General features: G+C 69.4%; 14 protein-coding genes, 1 tRNA gene, 1 pseudogene and 2 riboswitches. Of the genes and pseudogenes, 3 read left to right on the forward strand and 13 right to left on the reverse strand.

Features of this window, described 5'->3' with window-relative positions; genetic code table 11:
- Nucleotides 1-112: 112 nt before the first annotated feature.
- The 4 genes and pseudogenes from OG884_RS24745 to bcp form a co-directional block, all read right to left on the reverse strand.
- A complete protein-coding gene (locus OG884_RS24745) occupies nt 113-1,312 on the reverse strand; it encodes a sensor histidine kinase (protein WP_326636661.1) in 1,200 nt (399 codons plus the stop codon).
- 686 nt (nt 1,313-1,998) lie between these two features.
- A tRNA-Leu gene (locus tag OG884_RS24750) sits at nt 1,999-2,071 on the reverse strand.
- A gap of 73 nt (nt 2,072-2,144) precedes the next feature.
- Nucleotides 2,145-2,507, reverse strand: a pseudogene (locus OG884_RS37610) (hypothetical protein); the annotation flags it as partial.
- Nucleotides 2,508-2,611: 104 nt separating this feature from the next.
- A complete protein-coding gene (gene bcp, locus OG884_RS24760) occupies nt 2,612-3,076 on the reverse strand; it encodes a thioredoxin-dependent thiol peroxidase (RefSeq protein ID WP_326636665.1) in 465 nt (154 codons plus the stop codon).
- Nucleotides 3,077-3,186: 110 nt separating this feature from the next.
- Here bcp and OG884_RS24765 point away from each other — a divergent pair, with 110 nt between their 5' ends.
- Both OG884_RS24765 and OG884_RS24770 read left to right on the forward strand, forming a co-directional pair.
- Nucleotides 3,187-3,519, forward strand: coding sequence for a DUF3618 domain-containing protein (locus OG884_RS24765; RefSeq protein WP_326636667.1), 333 nt, complete (start codon nt 3,187-3,189; stop codon nt 3,517-3,519).
- A gap of 90 nt (nt 3,520-3,609) precedes the next feature.
- The gene (locus OG884_RS24770; protein WP_326636669.1) at nt 3,610-4,083 is read left to right on the forward strand and encodes a hypothetical protein; all 474 of its coding nucleotides are present in this window, start codon (nt 3,610-3,612) and stop codon (nt 4,081-4,083) included.
- Nucleotides 4,084-4,451: 368 nt separating this feature from the next.
- Here the strand turns inward: OG884_RS24770 and OG884_RS24775 are convergent, their stop codons facing one another.
- Nucleotides 4,452-5,645: an amino acid deaminase/aldolase gene (locus tag OG884_RS24775; protein ID WP_326636672.1), complete on the reverse strand. Its 1,194-nt coding sequence runs from the start codon at nt 5,643-5,645 to the stop codon at nt 4,452-4,454.
- Between the two features lie 149 nt (nt 5,646-5,794).
- Here OG884_RS24775 and OG884_RS24780 point away from each other — a divergent pair, with 149 nt between their 5' ends.
- Nucleotides 5,795-6,433, forward strand: a complete 639-nt coding sequence (locus tag OG884_RS24780; protein WP_326636674.1) for a DUF6286 domain-containing protein — start codon at nt 5,795-5,797, stop codon at nt 6,431-6,433.
- A 224-nt stretch (nt 6,434-6,657) separates the two neighbouring features.
- Here the strand turns inward: OG884_RS24780 and OG884_RS24785 are convergent, their stop codons facing one another.
- The 8 genes from OG884_RS24785 to OG884_RS24820 form a co-directional block, all read right to left on the reverse strand.
- On the reverse strand, nt 6,658-8,406 hold the full coding sequence (locus OG884_RS24785) for a hypothetical protein (RefSeq protein WP_326636675.1): 1,749 nt from the start codon (nt 8,404-8,406) through the stop codon (nt 6,658-6,660).
- Between the two features lie 353 nt (nt 8,407-8,759).
- A complete protein-coding gene (locus OG884_RS24790) occupies nt 8,760-10,136 on the reverse strand; it encodes an L-serine ammonia-lyase (protein WP_326636677.1) in 1,377 nt (458 codons plus the stop codon).
- 70 nt (nt 10,137-10,206) lie between these two features.
- On the reverse strand, nt 10,207-10,596 hold the full coding sequence (gene gcvH / locus OG884_RS24795; protein WP_326636679.1) for a glycine cleavage system protein GcvH: 390 nt from the start codon (nt 10,594-10,596) through the stop codon (nt 10,207-10,209).
- Nucleotides 10,593-11,684, reverse strand: a complete 1,092-nt coding sequence (gcvT, locus tag OG884_RS24800) for a glycine cleavage system aminomethyltransferase GcvT (protein ID WP_326636681.1) — start codon at nt 11,682-11,684, stop codon at nt 10,593-10,595. The genes gcvH and gcvT overlap by 4 nt, the downstream gene beginning before the upstream one ends.
- Before the next feature lie 40 nt (nt 11,685-11,724).
- A riboswitch (glycine riboswitch) is annotated at nt 11,725-11,809 on the reverse strand.
- A gap of 2 nt (nt 11,810-11,811) precedes the next feature.
- Nucleotides 11,812-11,910: riboswitch (glycine riboswitch) on the reverse strand.
- Nucleotides 11,911-11,988: 78 nt separating this feature from the next.
- Nucleotides 11,989-12,684, reverse strand: coding sequence for a gamma-glutamyl-gamma-aminobutyrate hydrolase family protein (locus tag OG884_RS24805; protein WP_326636683.1), 696 nt, complete (start codon nt 12,682-12,684; stop codon nt 11,989-11,991).
- A 119-nt stretch (nt 12,685-12,803) separates the two neighbouring features.
- Entirely contained in the window at nt 12,804-13,568 is a 765-nt protein-coding gene (locus tag OG884_RS24810; protein ID WP_326636685.1) for a 3-oxoacyl-ACP reductase, read from the reverse strand.
- Nucleotides 13,569-13,573: 5 nt separating this feature from the next.
- Entirely contained in the window at nt 13,574-14,926 is a 1,353-nt protein-coding gene (locus OG884_RS24815) for an aldehyde dehydrogenase family protein (protein WP_326636687.1), read from the reverse strand.
- Nucleotides 14,923-16,290, reverse strand: coding sequence for a glutamine synthetase family protein (locus OG884_RS24820; RefSeq protein ID WP_442811742.1), 1,368 nt, complete (start codon nt 16,288-16,290; stop codon nt 14,923-14,925). Before OG884_RS24820 ends, OG884_RS24815 begins: the two co-directional genes overlap by 4 nt.
- Nucleotides 16,291-16,329 lie beyond the last annotated feature (39 nt).

Consider the following 16,329-nt stretch of genomic DNA (forward strand, 5'->3'; position numbering starts at 1 on the left):
GCTCACCACTCCACACCCGTCCCGCTCTCCACCGGACACGCCCGGTCGCTCTCCACAGAACACCCTGCGGGACGCGCCCGATCGCCACCACGCCCGACACGGACACCCGCCCTCAAGCCGCCCGGCCCGCCCCGGCCTCACCGATCGGCAGCCGCGCCACCACCCGGAAACCGCCACCGGGACCGGGCCTCGCCTCCACACTCCCACCGAACAGCGCGACCCGCTCCCGCATGCCGACCAGGCCGTGCCCGCCCTCGCGCTCCGGCGCCGCCGCACCACGACCGTCGTCGGTCACCCGCAACAGCAACTCCCGTACGCCGTACTCCATCTCCACCACGGCGTGGCTGTCCGGACCGCCATGCTTGAGAGTATTGGTGAGCGCCTCCTGCACGATCCGATAAACGGTCAACTGCTCCCCCTCCGGAAGCTCCCGAGGAACACCGAGCATCCGCAACTCCACGGCCAACCCGGACGCACGCACCCGCGCCACCAGATCGTCCAGCTGCGACAGGCTCGGCTGCGGAGCGTACTCCTCCTGCACACCGTCGGCCCGCAACACACCCACCATCCGCCGCATCTCCGCCAGCGCCCCGCGCCCCGTCGCCGAGACCGCACGCATCGCCTGACGCGCCTGCTCCGGATCATGCTCGATCGCATAACCCGCCCCGTCCGCCTGAACGATCATCACGCTCACATTGTGCGCGACCACATCGTGCAGCTCACGGGCGATCCGGGCCCGCTCCGCCGCCGCCGCCAACCGGGCCTGCTGGTCGCGCTCCCGCTCCGCCCGCTCGGCCCGCTCCTCCAACCCCTCCAGGTAGCGGCGACGGGTGTTCGTATAGATGCCCGCGATCCAGATCGCCACCGCGAACGCCGAAGCCGTGGCGAAGGCACTCAGGTCAAGGGGCAGTGCCGGCCGCGCGAACGCCAGAGCCAGCCCCAACTCCACCACCAGGCCCGCGCCGACCGCCCAGCGCAGCGGGCGCCGCGACGCCACACCGTACATGGCGACGAGCACCGAGACGTTGAAGAACAGTGGCTGCATACCGAACAGCCACTGCAGGAAACAGGTCAGCGAGATGATCACGAAGACCGTGACGGGACGTTGCCGCAACCAGAGCAGAGGCACGAACAGTAGCAACCCCAGCCCCGCGAACCCCCAGTGCCCGAGCCTCGTCGCCCCCAACGCCGCCAGGTCACCCGTCCCGACGGCCCAGACGTTGAGCACCGAGACCAGCAGGAACGGGCTCAGCCACAGCGCGTCCGTAACCCTGGGATGGCGCCTGCTCCAGGCGCGTAATCTGCCGAACACACCACCACGATACGTATACGCAGATCACGCCCCTTCCCCCTGAAGGCGGAGCCCGATGTACGACCCAGGTCGCACATCCGGCACGACTTACAGAGCCTTTACGGCCCCTGTGGCACCATGGTTTATGGGAGCGCCCTTCGGGGTGAGTAAAGGGAGATAGTTTGTGGTGATCAATCACAACGACGCCGGGTCGCGCGGCACACAGACCAAGCCGCGCGACCTGACGTTTTTCCCCCGTTCCCCCCGCCATACCGGATAGAGCCGCCACACCGGATACCGCTCCGCGCCCGCTCGGATGCTTCGGTGATCTCACCCGAATCACCCGCTTACCCGCGCGGATCCACAGGGTTTTTCCCGTCCAGCGGTGGACATCGTGCCGTTCCGGGCGACGCCGGTCCCATGAGCGGTCGACCGGAGCTCACGCGGGTGACTCACCGAAGCCGTTCCCCACGGCGAAGCCACCCGAACGTGCATCCCCGGCCTCACCCGCCACACCGGACGCGGCGGCACGGTCTTCCGCGAGGACGGATTCGCGCAGTAATTGAATGGCTCTGCGTATGACCGCAGATCTCGATGCGAAGCGTCTTTCGGTCCGGCAATATTCTATGAAGAATGAATCCTGGGCCGATATTGTTATGCTGGTGTCTATCGATTTCATGTCGACCGGTTGGCTTTGAATTGTTTTGTGGGGTCGACGGGATTCGAACCCGCTCTGGACGGTTCCTAAAACCGTTGCCTCTGCCGTTGGGCTACGACCCCTATTCTTGCCTGCGAAATTCTCTGTCTGTGAATGGCAATTTGGGCAGAGAAGGCGCAGGTTTTCTTTTCTGTTATCCAGCCGGTTGCCATTGATGTGGTCAACGTGCAGTATCAATGCCTGACCTTGCCAGGCGCCCTCGATCCTACAGCCCGCGCAGCGGTATGGCATCCCGATCTCGATCAAGCTGCGCCTGAGCTGCCCGGGGTTCGAGCGCGGGCTGCCCTCCGATCGTATGGCGAGAACCTGTTCCGGGCGACTGCGTCGTGGTGAGGGCTTCCCTCTGTTGGGGGAGACCCTGCGAAAGTGCGACGTGTCGATTCCGAAGCGCTTCAGCTGGCGGCTGATGTGGGCGTGGTTGCCGCCCGCGATGGTGATGCCGAGGCGGCGGAGGACGTCGGCGATGCTGAGGGAGTCGGCCGCGGCCTCCGCCAGCATTTCGGGAGTGTATTTGTATTTGACAGGCACGCGCCAAGCCTAGGTAACGGGTACGACAATTCTCGACGCGTGCCGACATCACGATAAATAGCTAAAAAAGGGATTTAATCGACGCCGAGTTCGCGGCGGAGCCGGGCCACGTGGCCGGTCGCCTTCACGTTGTAGAGGGATTTCTCAATCTTGCCGTCGGCGTCGATGACAAAGGTGGAGCGGATGACCCCGACCGTCGTCTTGCCGTACATCATCTTCTCCCCGTAGGCGTCGTAGGCCTTGTGGACCTCCAGCGCGGGGTCGGACAGGAGCGGGAAGGTCAGCGCGTCGCGCTCGACGAACTTGGCGAGCTTGGCGGGGGTGTCCTTCGAGACGCCGAGCACGACGAAGCCGGCCGAGGTGAGCGAGGCGAGGTTGTCGCGGAAGTCGCAGGCCTGCTTGGTGCAGCCCGGGGTCATCGCGGCTGGGTAGAAGTAGAGGATGACGCGCCTGCCGCGGTACTGCTCCAGCGACACGGTGGTGCCGTCGGCGGCCGGAAGCGTGAAGTCCGGGGCGGCGTCGCCCGGCTCGAGTTTCATATGTCCCTCCGAGGAATGGTTCCCAGGTCAACTTACCGGCCTGTCCGAAGTGCCGTGGGTGGGCCGGACCTGACAGACTGATCGATGTCAAGGAGTAGGGGAGGAGAGCCATGGCGGACACCGATCCCGCGGAGTTGGAGCGGCGGATCGAGCGCACGCGCGCGGAGTTGGCCCAGACGGTGGACGCCATCGCGGACCGGGTGAACCCCAAGCGGGTCGCGGAGCGTGGTGTGGCGAAGGTCAGGGCGAACGCGGAGCATTTCGTCGCCCAGGTCGGTGATCTGGTGACCGGTGCGGCGGGGCCGAAACCGGTCAGGCTGGACGGCGAGCCCGAGGATCTGTGGGCGGATGACCGGCCGGATCTGGCGCCGATTCTGATCGGTGTGGGTGCGGTGCTGGCGGTCAGCGCGGTGATTATGCTGTGGCGGCGCCGTCGCCGGTGATCGGCGGTCCCGAATTGAGTAGGGGTTTACTCATGTGCCCTTTTCCCTGCTCGCGGAACATTGCGAGCAAGGAAAAGGGAGGGCAAATCCGTGAAAAGCATCATTCGCGCTGCGGTCGCGGTGGCGGCGACCACCGGCCTCATGCTGACGGTGGTTCCGGCCGCCTTCGCGGCGGCGCCGACGTCGGCCGCGCGTGACTTCGACGACAGCTTCGATCAGGAGTCCAGGAACGGTCTGGCCACGGTTGAGGCCGAGTACTCGGTCGAGGGCGAAGACGAGGATGAGAACACGTTCGTGCTGCGGGGCGGGCTGTACGACGGTGACAGGCGTTCTCTGGCTCGGGGCGGCCGGTGTGGCTACTTCGAGGTTCGGGCCGCCTCGTCCGATGACGAGGACTGGAATGTCATCAAGCGTGTGAAGCAGTGCGGCTATGACGACATCAAGTACTTCCGCGTCACGGCGCACGACGTCAGCGAGGTACAGGTGAGGACCTGCCAGATCAGCTACCGGGGCTGGTCCACCTACAAGTGCAGCAGGTGGTACGAGCTCGACCTGGGCTTCTGAGGTCTTCTCGGGGCCTCATCAGGAGGGGCCTCATCAGGAGGGGCCTCATCAGGAGGGGCCTCATCAGGAGGGGCCTCATCAGGAGGGGCCTCATCAGGAGGGGCCTCACGGAGGGGCCTCATCAGGAGGGGCCTCACGGAGGGGCCTCATCAGGAGGGGCCTCATCAGGAGGGGCCTCACGGAGGGGCCTCATCAGGAGGGGCCTCACCCGGTACAGGGCCTCACCCGGTACAGGGGCCTCTCCGGGCGTGGGAGCAGCGCAGGCTTCCGGTGCCGGAGGGTGGGGATGAGACACGAGCGGGCACCCGCCGGTGGGCGACGGGTGCCCGCTCCGCGTGCGGGGGCCATGCCCTCGCGCGGGCGGTGGGTCACAGGAAGGTGCGGCCCTCGCCCCGGTAGGTGGGGACCTCGTCCACGAGCCTGTCCCCGTCGATCAGGTGCAGGCCGGCGAAGCGCTCGCAGAGCTCGCCGGCCTTGGCGTGCCTGAACCAGACCCGGTCGCCGGTGCGCAGGTCCTCGGCGGCCTGACCGACCAGGGGGGTCTGGACCTCGCCGGCTCCCTCGTCGGAGTCGTAGCGCAGCCCGCACGGCAGGTAGGGCTGGGGCAGGCGGTCGTCGCCGGGGACGCCGGAGGCGGGGTAGCCGCCGCCGAGGACCGTGACGACGCCGGGGGCGGGGCGGCGTACGACGGGCAGGGCGAAGAGGGCGGCGGGGTGGCCGGTGAAGCCCCGGTAGAAGTCGAACAGGCGGGGGTGGAAGAAGCCGGAGCCGGCGGCGATCTCGGTGATGGCCCTCTCCCCGGCGGTCTTCTCGATGCTGCCGGTGCCGCCGCCGTTGACGAACTCCAGGTCGGTGATCTGGCGGACCGCCTGGACGATCCGGCCCCTGCGTGTGATCAGTTCGCGCTGGGATCGGGTCTGCATCAGGCGGATGGCCCGGGTGAGGGCGGGCTTGCCGGGAGGGTCGTCGCCGACCCCGGCGATCTGCGCCTCGTAGGCCATCACGCCCACGAGGCGGAACCCGGGGCGTTTGGCGATCTGAGTGGCCAGGTCGGCGGCCTGGTCGCTCTCGCGGACGGGGGAGCGGCGGGCGCCGGCCCGGAACCGGCCGCCGAAGGTGAGGTAGCCGGCGTCGATGTCGAGGCAGACCCGGATCTCCTGGCGGTCGTGGACGCCGGCGACGGCGGAGTCGACGAGGTCGAGGTGGTCGATCCGGTCCACCATGATGGTGATCTCCCGGGCGGCGAGCGGTTCGGCGGCCAGTTCGGCGAGCGCGGCGCGGTCCACCGTGGGGTAGGCGACGAGCACGTTCCGTATTCCGGTGGAGACCAGCCAGAGGGCCTCGGGGAGGGTGAAGGCCATGATCCCGGTGAAGCCGTCCATGGCGAGGATCCGTTCGAGCACGGCCCTGGACCTGATGGACTTGCTCGCGACCCTGATCGGTTTGCCGTGGGCCCGCTGGAGCATTCCCTCGGCGTTGGCGTGCAGGGCGGGCAGATCGAGGACGGCGAAGGGGGGGTCCAGGTGTGCTGTGGCCCGGTTGTAGCGCTGGAGGTCGTCCATGTTCGCAGGATAACCCGGCTCGGGATAATGTGAGCAATGTTCATGTTGTTGGACGGGTGGTCAATGCTCCTGCCAGGAGGGTTCCAAGATCGCGCAAGAGGGCGGTTGATCCCGGCCTCGCCCCTGCCGGAACGCGTACACCTGACCGAATGACGACTACTCTCCAGGACGTCCTGGCGGGCTCGGGGAGCACCGGAGGCTCGGGAGGCAGGGCGGCCGAGCAGTTCCAGGACGTCCGCCGCAGGTCGGTGCGGATGCTCAGGCCGGGGAGGACCCCGATGGGCGTGCCGGCGGCGCTGGCGGCGTCCGTCGTGCTCTCGGCCGCGGCCGCGGTGACCGTGGGCCTGCTGCTGGAGTCGCCCGTCGCGCGAATGCCCTACCGGCGGCTCGTCAACGGTGCCGGCTCGTGGAACTGGTCGGATCCCACCGTGTTCGCCGTGGCGGTGCTCGCCATGGCGGCGGGCCTGCTGATGCTCGGGTTCGCCGCCCTGCCGGGGCGGCCCAGGCTGGTGCCGCTGGAATCGGGGGATCCGCACATGGTGATCGGGATCACCAGGCCCGGGCTCTGCCGCACGCTGGGGGAGGCAGCGGCCTCGGTGGAGGAGGTGAGCGGGGCGCGGGTCCGGCTCGCGCCGCGGATCGTCGAGGTCACCGTGTTCACCGAGGCCGAGCGGACCGGGCCGGTGCTGCGCGGAGTGGGCGCGGCGGTGGGCGATCGGCTGGCGGGCCTGGGCGCGATGTGCGCGGGCGACGTCGTGGTGCGGCTGCGCGGGCGGAGGGTCCGATGAGACCGTACGTCGGCAACCGGATCGGCCTGGCCGTCACCGGCGCGGTGCTGGTCTGCGCCGGTCTCTACGCCTTCCTACGGGGACGTGGTGACCTCCCCGGCCAGCCACCAGGGGCCAGGCTCGTGCGCGGGGGGTTCCCCGGCTGGCTGGCCGCACATCCGTGGCTGGGGTGGCTGGTCGCGCTGCTGCTGACGGTGCTCGCGCTGCTGGCGGTGAGGTGGCTGCTACACGCCCTGGGATGGGGACGGTGGGGCAGGCGGACCGGAACGGGAACCGCCATGCTCGCTGTTGCCCTTAAAGAAGTCGAAGGGCTCGCCCGGATTCGGGTCAGGTACGTAAGGCATGAGCGGTTGCGAATCAGTGTGGGCTGCGCGCCCGGGACCGATGTCGGCAAGCTCGTGGCGCGGCTGAACAAGGACGCGGTGGGGAAGGTCAGACGGGCTCTCGGGGAGGTAGAACTCGGCACGGTGATTCGCCTGCACGTCCACCGCCGCTGACTTTTCGTACGCCGGTTCCTCGATGGGGCTCGCATACACCGGATGCTCGGCGGTCCTGCCGTACGCCGGATGCCCGGCGGTCCTGCCGTACACCGGTTCCTCGTCCGGGCCCTCGTCCGGTTCCTCGTCCTCCACCTCCTCGGGGGCGCTCTCCTGGTGCCGGACGCCGAAGGCCAGTCCGGCGGCCAGGCAGAGGAACGGGAGGGCGGGCACCACGTAGCGGTGGTCGAAGGCCGCGATGAAGGGCGGCAGGAGAAGCAGCATGGTCCCCGCGGCCCAGGGCAGCAGCACCGCGCCGCCGAGCCGCCGCAGCCGCATCAGCACACCGACCAGGCCGACCAGGCAGATCACCGCGAGGAACGGGCCGCGCACGAAGCCGTACTCCTGGTAGCCGCGCAGCCAGCCCGCGTACGGCTCGGCCATCGTCGGCGCGCCCGAGGCACCCTGGTAGGCCACGGTCAGCTGCTCGGCGGTCTTCCCCTGGGAGGCGGCCCCGGCTGGGAAGGGGCGCAGAGTGTCGGGGAAGACGTAGGCGCTCTGCGGTCCGGGGGTCGGGTAGACGCGCCGAGTCCAGTCGAAGATGTGGGCCGCGTCGTCCAGGCCCGCCCGCAGGAAGTCCAGCGGCTGGGCTGTGATGGCCTGGGTGGCGAAGGCGCCGGCGAGCGCGTCGCGCTCGGCCCAGCTGCCCTCGACCTTGGTCAGCGGTGAGGCGTCGCCCCAGATGTAGACCGGCGGTGCCGCGCGTTGCCCCACCGGCTCGACGGGGCACAGGGCCGCCTCGGGTCCGGTCGGCTGGATTCTGGCGCAGTCGGCGAAGGTCATCGTCCGCGCCCACAGGAAGGTGTTTCCCCGGGTCAGCGCGTAGCCGCCGTGCTCGGACTCGAACCAGGCGGCGTACGCGCCCAGGCCGATCGCGGCGGCCAGGGTCGCGGAGACGACCGCCCGCCACCCGGCCCGGCGGATCACCAGGCAGACCAGTGCCACGGCGATCAGCGGCAGCCCGATGGTACGGGTGACCGTCGCGGCGGCCAGCAGCAGGCCGGCCAGCGCCGCGACCCAGGCGGCCGGGCGCCGCCGCCACAGCAGCAGCGTGACCGCCAGCACCGCGAGGAACTGGAAGAGCAGGTCAGCCATGACGAGGTGTTCGAGCTGAATCTGGTAGGCGTCCAGCAGCACCGGCAGCGTGGCGAGCGTCGCGCCCCATCCCGGCAGCCGGCCCAGTCTGCGCAGCAGCAGGTAGACGCAGAGCGCGACGGCCAGCCCGAGCAGGTGCTGGACGACGACCACGGCCTGGACGCTGGCCAGCGGCTTGAGGATCCACAGGAACAGGGAGTAGCCCGCGGGGCGGGACTCCAGGGGGCGGGGGTCGAGCCCGGCGTTCAGATAGACGAAGGAGTCGGCCCAGAACCACAGGGCGGGCCGGTAGCCGAGCACGGCCAGGGCGCGCAGGCCGCCGCCGACCAGCAGGGCGGCCATGAAGAGCCAGTGTGACCCGAGAAAACGGAGCACTCGCGAGGAACGGTTCGCCGGATGCGCTCCCGTTACCACGACGACCTCCCAAGTCCCGCGGACATGGCCACCCAGCATAGGCGCGGGACAGGAGGGGCCTATACGTGATGCGAAATTTGGTGGTGATCGAGTTTTATGCGGTGTTCCTCAGACGTTCCTCAGGTGCCCTGAGCCCAGGTGCCCTGAGCTCGGGTGTCCCTGAGCTCGGGTGCCTTCGGGCGTTTCTCGGGCGTTCCTCATTGGAAGCGCGGATCCACCGGCCCCGGGCATCGGGAAGGCCGCCCTGACAGCCTGTCCGTCAGGGCCCCGGCCGTTCCCGCTCAGCATTCGATGACGTTCACCGCGAGCCCGCCGCGGCTGGTCTCCTTGTACTTGTCGAGCATGTCCCGGCCGGTGTCGCGCATCGTCTTGATGGCCTTGTCCAGCGAGACGAAGTGGCGGCCGTCGCCGCGCAGCGCGATCCTGGCCGCGGCGATGGCCTTGATCGAGGCGACGGCGTTGCGCTCGATGCACGGGATCTGCACCAGGCCGCCGATCGGGTCGCAGGTCAGCCCCAGGTTGTGCTCGATGCCGATCTCGGCGGCGTTCTCGACCTGCTCGGGGGTGCCGCCCATCACCTCGGTGAGCCCGGCGGCGGCCATCGAGCAGGCCGAGCCGACCTCGCCCTGGCAGCCCACCTCGGCCCCGGAGATGGAGGCGTTCTCCTTGAACAGCACGCCGATCGCCCCCGCGGTCAGCAGGAAGCGGATCACCCCCTCGTCATCGGATTCGCGGACGAAGCGGTCGTAGTAGGTGAGCACGGCGGGGATGATGCCCGCGGCGCCGTTGGTGGGCGCGGTGACGATCCGGCCGCCGGCGGCGTTCTCCTCGTTGACCGCGAGGGCGAACAGCGAGACCCAGTCCATCGTCTGCAGCGAGTCCTTCTCTGCCGGCTCGCTCCGCAGCTGCCGGTGGAGCTGGTGGGCGCGGCGGCGGACCTTCAGCCCGCCGGGCAGCACGCCCTCCTTGCCGATGCCCCGCCGCACGCACTCGCTCATGACCTGCCACAGGACGAGCAGTTGGGCGCGGATCTCGGCCTCGGTGCGGCCGAACGCCCGCTCGTTCTCCAGCATCAGCCCGGAGATCGACAGCCCGGTCTCCGCGCACTGGGCGAGCAGTTCCGCGGCCGTGGTGAAGGGGTACGGCAGGACCGTGTCGTCGGGTTTGATCCGGTCGGCGCCGGTGGCGTTCTCGTCGACGACGAAGCCGCCGCCCACCGAGTAGTAGACCTTCTCCCGTAGCGTCTCGCCGGACTCCGACAGTGCGGTGAAGCGCATGCCGTTGGGGTGGCCGGGGAGCGAGATCTTGCGTTCGAAGACGAGGTCCTCGCCGACGACGAAGGGGATCTCGTGGGAGCCGTACAGGGAGATGGTGCCGGACTCGCGCATGGCGGCCAGCCGCTCGTCGACCGTGTCGACGTCGACCAGCTCGGGTTTCTCGCCGGACAGGCCGAGCAGCACCGCCTTGTCGCTGCCGTGGCCCTTGCCGGTCAGCCCAAGCGAGCCGTACAGGATGGCGCTCACCCGGACGGTCTTCTCCAGCAGCCCGTCCTGGTGCAGGCCCCGGGCGAACTTGTGGGCGGCGGCCATCGGGCCGCCGGTGTGCGAGCTGGACGGGCCGATTCCGATCTTGAAGAGATCGAAGACACTGATCGTCATCTGAATCCTTCCAGCGTGGACGGTCACGCGTGCCCGGGGACGCGCGTGACCGTGACGCGAGGCGTCGAACTTATGACTCACCCGAGGTGAGCGCGGTGTACTCCTCCGGCGACAGCAGGTCGTCGGCGGAGCCCTCAAGACGTACCCGGAACAGCCAGCCGTCACCGTATGAGTCGCTGTTGACCAGCGAGGGGTCGTCCACGACCGCCTGGTTGACCTCCACGACCTCGCCGGTGACCGGCGCGAAGATGTCACTGACCGACTTGGTCGACTCGACCTCGCCGATGGCGTCACCGGTGGCGATCGACGCGCCGACCTCGGGTACCTGCACGTAGACCACGTCGCCCAGCGCTTCGGCGGCGTAGGCGGTGATGCCCACGGTGAGGGTCAGGCCGTCGTCGACGCCGCCGATCCACTCGTGTTCCTTGGTGTAGTGCAGATTCTCGGGAATGCTGCTCATTTTTTCCTCCTGTAGAAAGGCAGTTCGACGACCTCGACCGGCTCGCGGCTGCCCCGGATGTCGACGGCCAGTCCTGACGACAGGCCGCTGTCCACGTAGGCCATGGCGATGGGCCTGCCCAGTGTCTGGGAGGGCGCCCCGCTGGTGACCTCCCCGACGACCGTGCCGTCACCGGCGACCACCACCGGATACCCGTGCCGGGGCACCCTGCGGCCGCGTCCGACCAGGCCGACCAGACGACGGGCCGGCGGGACGTCCCTGAACGGTTCGAGGGCGGCCCGGCCGACGAAGTCGCCCGGCTTGTCAAACCTCACCACACGGCCGAGCCCGGCGTCGAACGGAGTGAGGTCCGCCGAGAGCTCGTTGCCGTAGAGCGGCATGCCCGCCTCCAGGCGGAGGGTGTCGCGCGCGGACAGACCTGCGGGGATCAGCCCATGCGGTGCGCCCGCCTCGATGAGGGCGGACCAGAGGGACTCCGCCGCCGAGGCCGCGACGAACAGCTCGAAGCCGTCCTCGCCGGTGTATCCGGTGCGGGCGACGAGGGCCTCGTGTCCGGCCACGACGGCGGGCAGGCCCGCGTAGTACCCGAGCCCGTCCAGGTCGGCGTCGGTGAGGGCGCTCAGGATCTCCACCGAGCGCGGTCCCTGGACCGCGACCAGCGCGTACTCCTCGGAGCGGTCCTGCACCGCGGCGTCGAAGTCCTTGGCGCGCTCGATCAGCTCGGCGGCCACCCGGGGGTAGTTGGAGGCGTTGGCGACGACCATGAACTCTTCGGGGGCCAGCCGGTAGACGATCAGGTCGTCCAGCACGCCGCCCCCGGCGTCGACGATCATCGTGTAGCGGGCGCGGCCGGGTGCCAGCGCGGAGAGGTGGCCGACCAGCGCGTAGTCGAGGGCCTCGGCGGCCTGCGGGCCGGTCACGAGGATCTCCCCCATGTGGGAGAGGTCGAACAGGCCCGCCGCCTGGCGGACCGCGTTGTGCTCGGCGGACTCGCTGCCGTAGCGGAGCGGCATCAGCCAGCCCGCGAAGTCGGTCAGCGTCGCGCCGAGGGACTCGTGCACGCCGCGCAGCGGCGTAGGTCGGGACATGTTCGCACCTCAGACAAGGGACAGATGAGATCATCCTCCCCCTCTGTCATTGGTGCCTGAGAGTTTCATCCGGGTTTTACCGGACTTTCACCTTCGGCGAGGTCGTGGGACCTGCTTTCCAGAGGCACCTACCCGCACGGTCCTTTGCCTTGAGAGGTTCGCGGGGAGGGCTTGCTCCTTCAGGGGTCCTGGCCTGGATGTCAGGACACTCTCCCGCGCGGGGTTCATCGGTGTCGCTGGCCAGCCTAACCGCCCGCACCGGCCGAGCGAAATCCCCAGGCGCGCACCGGCCTTCACGAATCACTCAGCGGCGGGCGTGCCGGACCAGTGCCTCGAACAGGGCCGACTCGTCGTCGGTCTCCGGGTGCCACTGGACGGCGAGGGCGAACGGATGATCCTCCACCTCCACGGCCTCCACCGTGCCGTCCTCGGCGTGGCCGGTCACGATCAGGCCATCAGCGAGCAGGTCAACGGCCTGATGGTGGTAGTGGGCCACGTCCACGGTCTCGGTTCCGAAGACCTTCGAGGTCAGGCTGCCGGGGGCGAGCCGCACCGGCATCCTGCCGTAGCCGCCGGGGGCCGGGGCGTGCCCCTGGTGGCCCACCACGTCGGGCAGGTGCTGGTGGAGGCCGCCGCCAAGGGCGACGTTCAGGATCTGCATGCCCCTGCAGATGCCGAGGAAGGGCAGGTCCCGCTCCAGCGCCGCCCGGACCAGTCCCAGTTCGGCGTCGTCGCGGAACGGCCGGACGTAGCCGGTCCGCTCGTGCGGCTCCTGCCCGTACCGTTCCGGGCCGACGTCCCCGCCGCCGGCCAGGATCAGCCCGTCCAGGCGGTTCACGAGCGCCGCGGGGTCACCCGCGGGCGGCAGGATCACCGGCTGCCCGCCCGCGCGGGCCACGTGGTCGACGTAGTCGTACGGCAGGAGCGCGGTGTTCGTCTCCCAGACCGTGAACCTCGCGGGCTCGACGTAGCAGGTGATGCCGATGACGGGACGGGACATGGTCTCCTTCTCGCGCGGACGCCGGGATGTGGGGTGACACCCCACGTCCCGGCACGTTATCGGGGCCGAGGTATGGCCTGGGCAAAACCGGCCGGGGAACGGTCAGAGTCGGGGAACGCTCAGAGCGGCGTGACATAGGCGCCCGAGATGCCGCCGTCCACCAGGAACTCCGAGCCGGTGATGAAGCTCGCGTCGTCCGAGGCGAGGAACGCCACCGCGGCGGCGATCTCGGTCGCCTCGGCGAAGCGGCCGATCGGGATGTGCACCAGGCGGCGCCGAGCCCGCTCGGGGTCCTTGGCGAACAGCTCCTGCAGCAGCGGGGTGTTGACCGGGCCGGGGCAGAGCGCGTTGACCCGGATGCCCTCGCGGGCGAACTGCACGCCCAGCTCGCGCGACATCGCCAGCACCCCGCCCTTGGAGGCGGTGTAGGAGATCTGGCTGGTCGCCGAGCCCATCACCGCCACGAACGACGCGGTGTTGATGATCGACCCCTTGCCCTGCCGCCGCATGTACGGGATGGCGTGCTTGCAGCACAGATAGACGGAGGTGAGGTTGACCTCCTGGACCCGGCGCCAGGCGTCGATGCCGGTCTCCAGGATCGAGTCGTCCTCCGGCGGTGAGATGCCCGCGTTGTTGAACGCGATGTCCACGCTGCCGTAGCTGTCGAACGCGGTCTGGAACATTCGGACGACGTCGTCCTCGCTGGTCACGTCGGCCTTCACGAAAAGCCCGCCGACCTCGGCCGCGGCCGCCGCGCCGGTCGTCTCGTCCAGGTCCACGCACACGACGCGGGCGCCCTCCTCGGCGAACCGGCGCGCGGTGGCCAGGCCGATCCCGCTACCGGCGCCGGTGATGACGGCCACCCGGTCCTGCAAACGCAGCATCGCTTCTACTCCTCGGAAATGAAGACGTTCTTGGTCTCGGTGAACGCTGACAGGGCGTCGGGTCCCAGTTCACGACCGAGGCCCGACTGCTTGAAACCGCCGAACGGGGTCCAGTAGCGGACGCTCGAATGCGAGTTGACGCTCAGGTTGCCCGCCTCGACGGCCCTGGCCACCCGGAGCGCCCGGCCGACGTCACGGGTCCAGATGGACCCGCTCAGGCCGTACGGGGTGTCGTTGGCGATCCGCACGGCGTCCGCCTCGTCGTCGAACGGCAGCACCGACACCACGGGCCCGAAGATCTCCTCGGTGAATGCCCGGTCGTCGGCCGAGCGCGGGGTCAGGACCGTCGCCGGGAACCAGAACCCCGGCCCCGACGGGCAAGCGCCCCGCAGATGGGGCGGCTCGGTGACGAAGGAGGCCACCCGCTCCCGGTGCTCGGCGCTGATCAGCGGGCCCATCTCGGTGCTCTCGTCGCGGGGGTCGCCGACCTGGACGTTCAGCACGGCCTCGCCGAACCGGGCCAGGAACTCGTCGTACGCCGAGCGCTCGACCAGGATCCGGGAGCGCGCGCAGCAGTCCTGGCCCGCGTTGTCGAACACCGCGTACGGCGCGGTCGCCGCCGCCCGTTCCAGGTCGGCGTCGGCGAAGACCACGTTGGCGCTCTTGCCGCCCAGCTCCAGGGTGAGCCGCTTGACCTGCCCGGCGCAGACGGCGGCGATCTCCTTGCCCACCTCGGTGGAGCCGGTGAACACGATCTTCGTCACGTCCGGGTGCTCGACCAGCCGGGCGCCCGCGACCTCTCCGGCGCCGGGCAGGACCTGGAAGACCCCCTCGGGCAGTCCGGCGGCCAGGGCCAGTTCGGCCACCCGCAGGGCGGTCAGCGGTGTCCACTCGGCGGGCTTGACGATCACGGTGTTGCCCGCGGCCAGCGCCGGGGCCATCCCCCAGGTCATGATGACCATCGGGAAGTTCCATGGCACGATCACGCCGACGACGCCCAGGGGTTCCCTGAAGGTGACGTCCAGGCCGCCGGGCACCGGGATCTGCAGGCCGTGGTTGCGCTCCGGCGCCCCGGCGTAGAAGTCGAGCACGTCGGCGACGTTGCCCGCCTCCCAGCGGGCGTTGCCGATCGTGTGCCCGGCGTTGGCGACCTCGGCCAGGGCCAGCTCCTCCGCGTGCTCGCGCACCAGCGAGGCGAACCGGCGCAACAGCCGGGCCCGGTCCGAAGGGCCGACGCTCCGCCAGGTGGCGAAGGCCCTTCTGGCACGCTCCACCGCCCTGTCGACCTCGGCGGCGTCCGCCATCTCGACTTCGGCGATCACCTCTTCCGTCGCCGGATTTATGATCTTCACTGTCACATCCGTTCGAATCCTCGGAACAGCTCCCAGTCGGTCACCGCCGCGTCGAAGGCGGCCAGCTCGGTCCGGGCGTTGTTCGCGTAGTGCGCCACGACGTCCTCGCCGAAGACGGAGGCCGCGAACGCGGAGCCCTCCCAGAGCTCCAGCGCGTCCCGCAGGGTGTGCGGGACGGTCTCCGCGCCCGAGGTGTAGGCGTTCCCCGTGAACGCGTCCTGAAGCGGCAGCTCGTTCTCGATGCCGTGCAGCCCGGCCGCGACCAGCGCCGAGACCGCCAGGTAGGGGTTGACGTCGCCGCCGGGCACCCGGTTCTCGATCCGCAGCGAGGGGCCGTGGCCGACCAGGCGCAGCGCGCACGTCCTGTTGTCCACGCCCCACTTGACGGCGGTGGGGGCGAAGCTGCCCGGCACGTACCGCTTGTAGGAGTTGACGTTCGGCGCGTACAGCAGGGTCAGCTCGCGCATGAGGGCGAGCTGACCGGCGATGAAGTGCTGTCCCGTCACGGACAGTCCGTGCGCTTCCGAACCCGCCATGATCGGCTCCCCGGCGGTGTCCCTGAGCGAGATGTGGATGTGGCAGGAGTTGCCCTCGCGCTGGTTCGGCTTGGCCATGAAGGTGATCGACATGCCCTCCTGGGAAGCGATCTCCTTGGCGCCGTTCTTGTAGACGGAGTGGTCGTCGCAGCTGGACAGGGCCTCGCCGAAGCGGAAGGCGATCTCGTGCTGGCCGAGGTTGCACTCGCCCTTGGCCGACTCGACGTACATGCCCGCGCCCTCCATGCCGAGCCTGATCCTGCGCAGCAGCGGCTCGACCCTGGCGGTGCCGAGGAGGGAGTAGTCGACGTTGTAGAGGTTGGCGGGCGTCAGGTCGCGGTAGCCGCTGCGCCAGGCGTCCTCGTAGGTGTCGTTGAAGACCACGAACTCCAGTTCGGTCCCCACGAACGCCCCCCAGCCCCGCTCGGCCAGCCGGGCGAGCTGCCGTCGCAGGATCTGCCGCGGTGAGGCGGTCACGTCGGAGCCGTCCTCCCAGACCAGGTCGGCCATCACCAGGGCCGTTCCCTCCTGCCACGGCACCCGGCGCAGGGTGGACACGTCGGGTTTCATGATGAAATCGCCGTATCCTCGCTCCCAGGACGACATCGCGTAGCCGTCGACCGTGTTCATGTCGACGTCGACCGCGAGCAGGTAGTTGCACCCCTCGGAGGCATGCCCCAGCACCTCCTGCAGGAAGTAACGTGCCGACAGGCGTTTCCCCTGTAGGCGGCCCTGCATGTCGACGATCGCCAGCAGCACGGTGTCGATCCGTCCTGCCCGCACCTCGTCGTGAAGCTCGCGGACGTCCACACGCCCTCCTCGCCGGAGTCTTATTGGGCTAGTGTCAGACCATTGACGTGTAGCGGGGGGAGC

Origin of the sequence: Streptosporangium sp. NBC_01755, assembly GCF_035917995.1 — a bacterium.
GTDB lineage: Bacteria > Actinomycetota > Actinomycetes > Streptosporangiales > Streptosporangiaceae > Streptosporangium.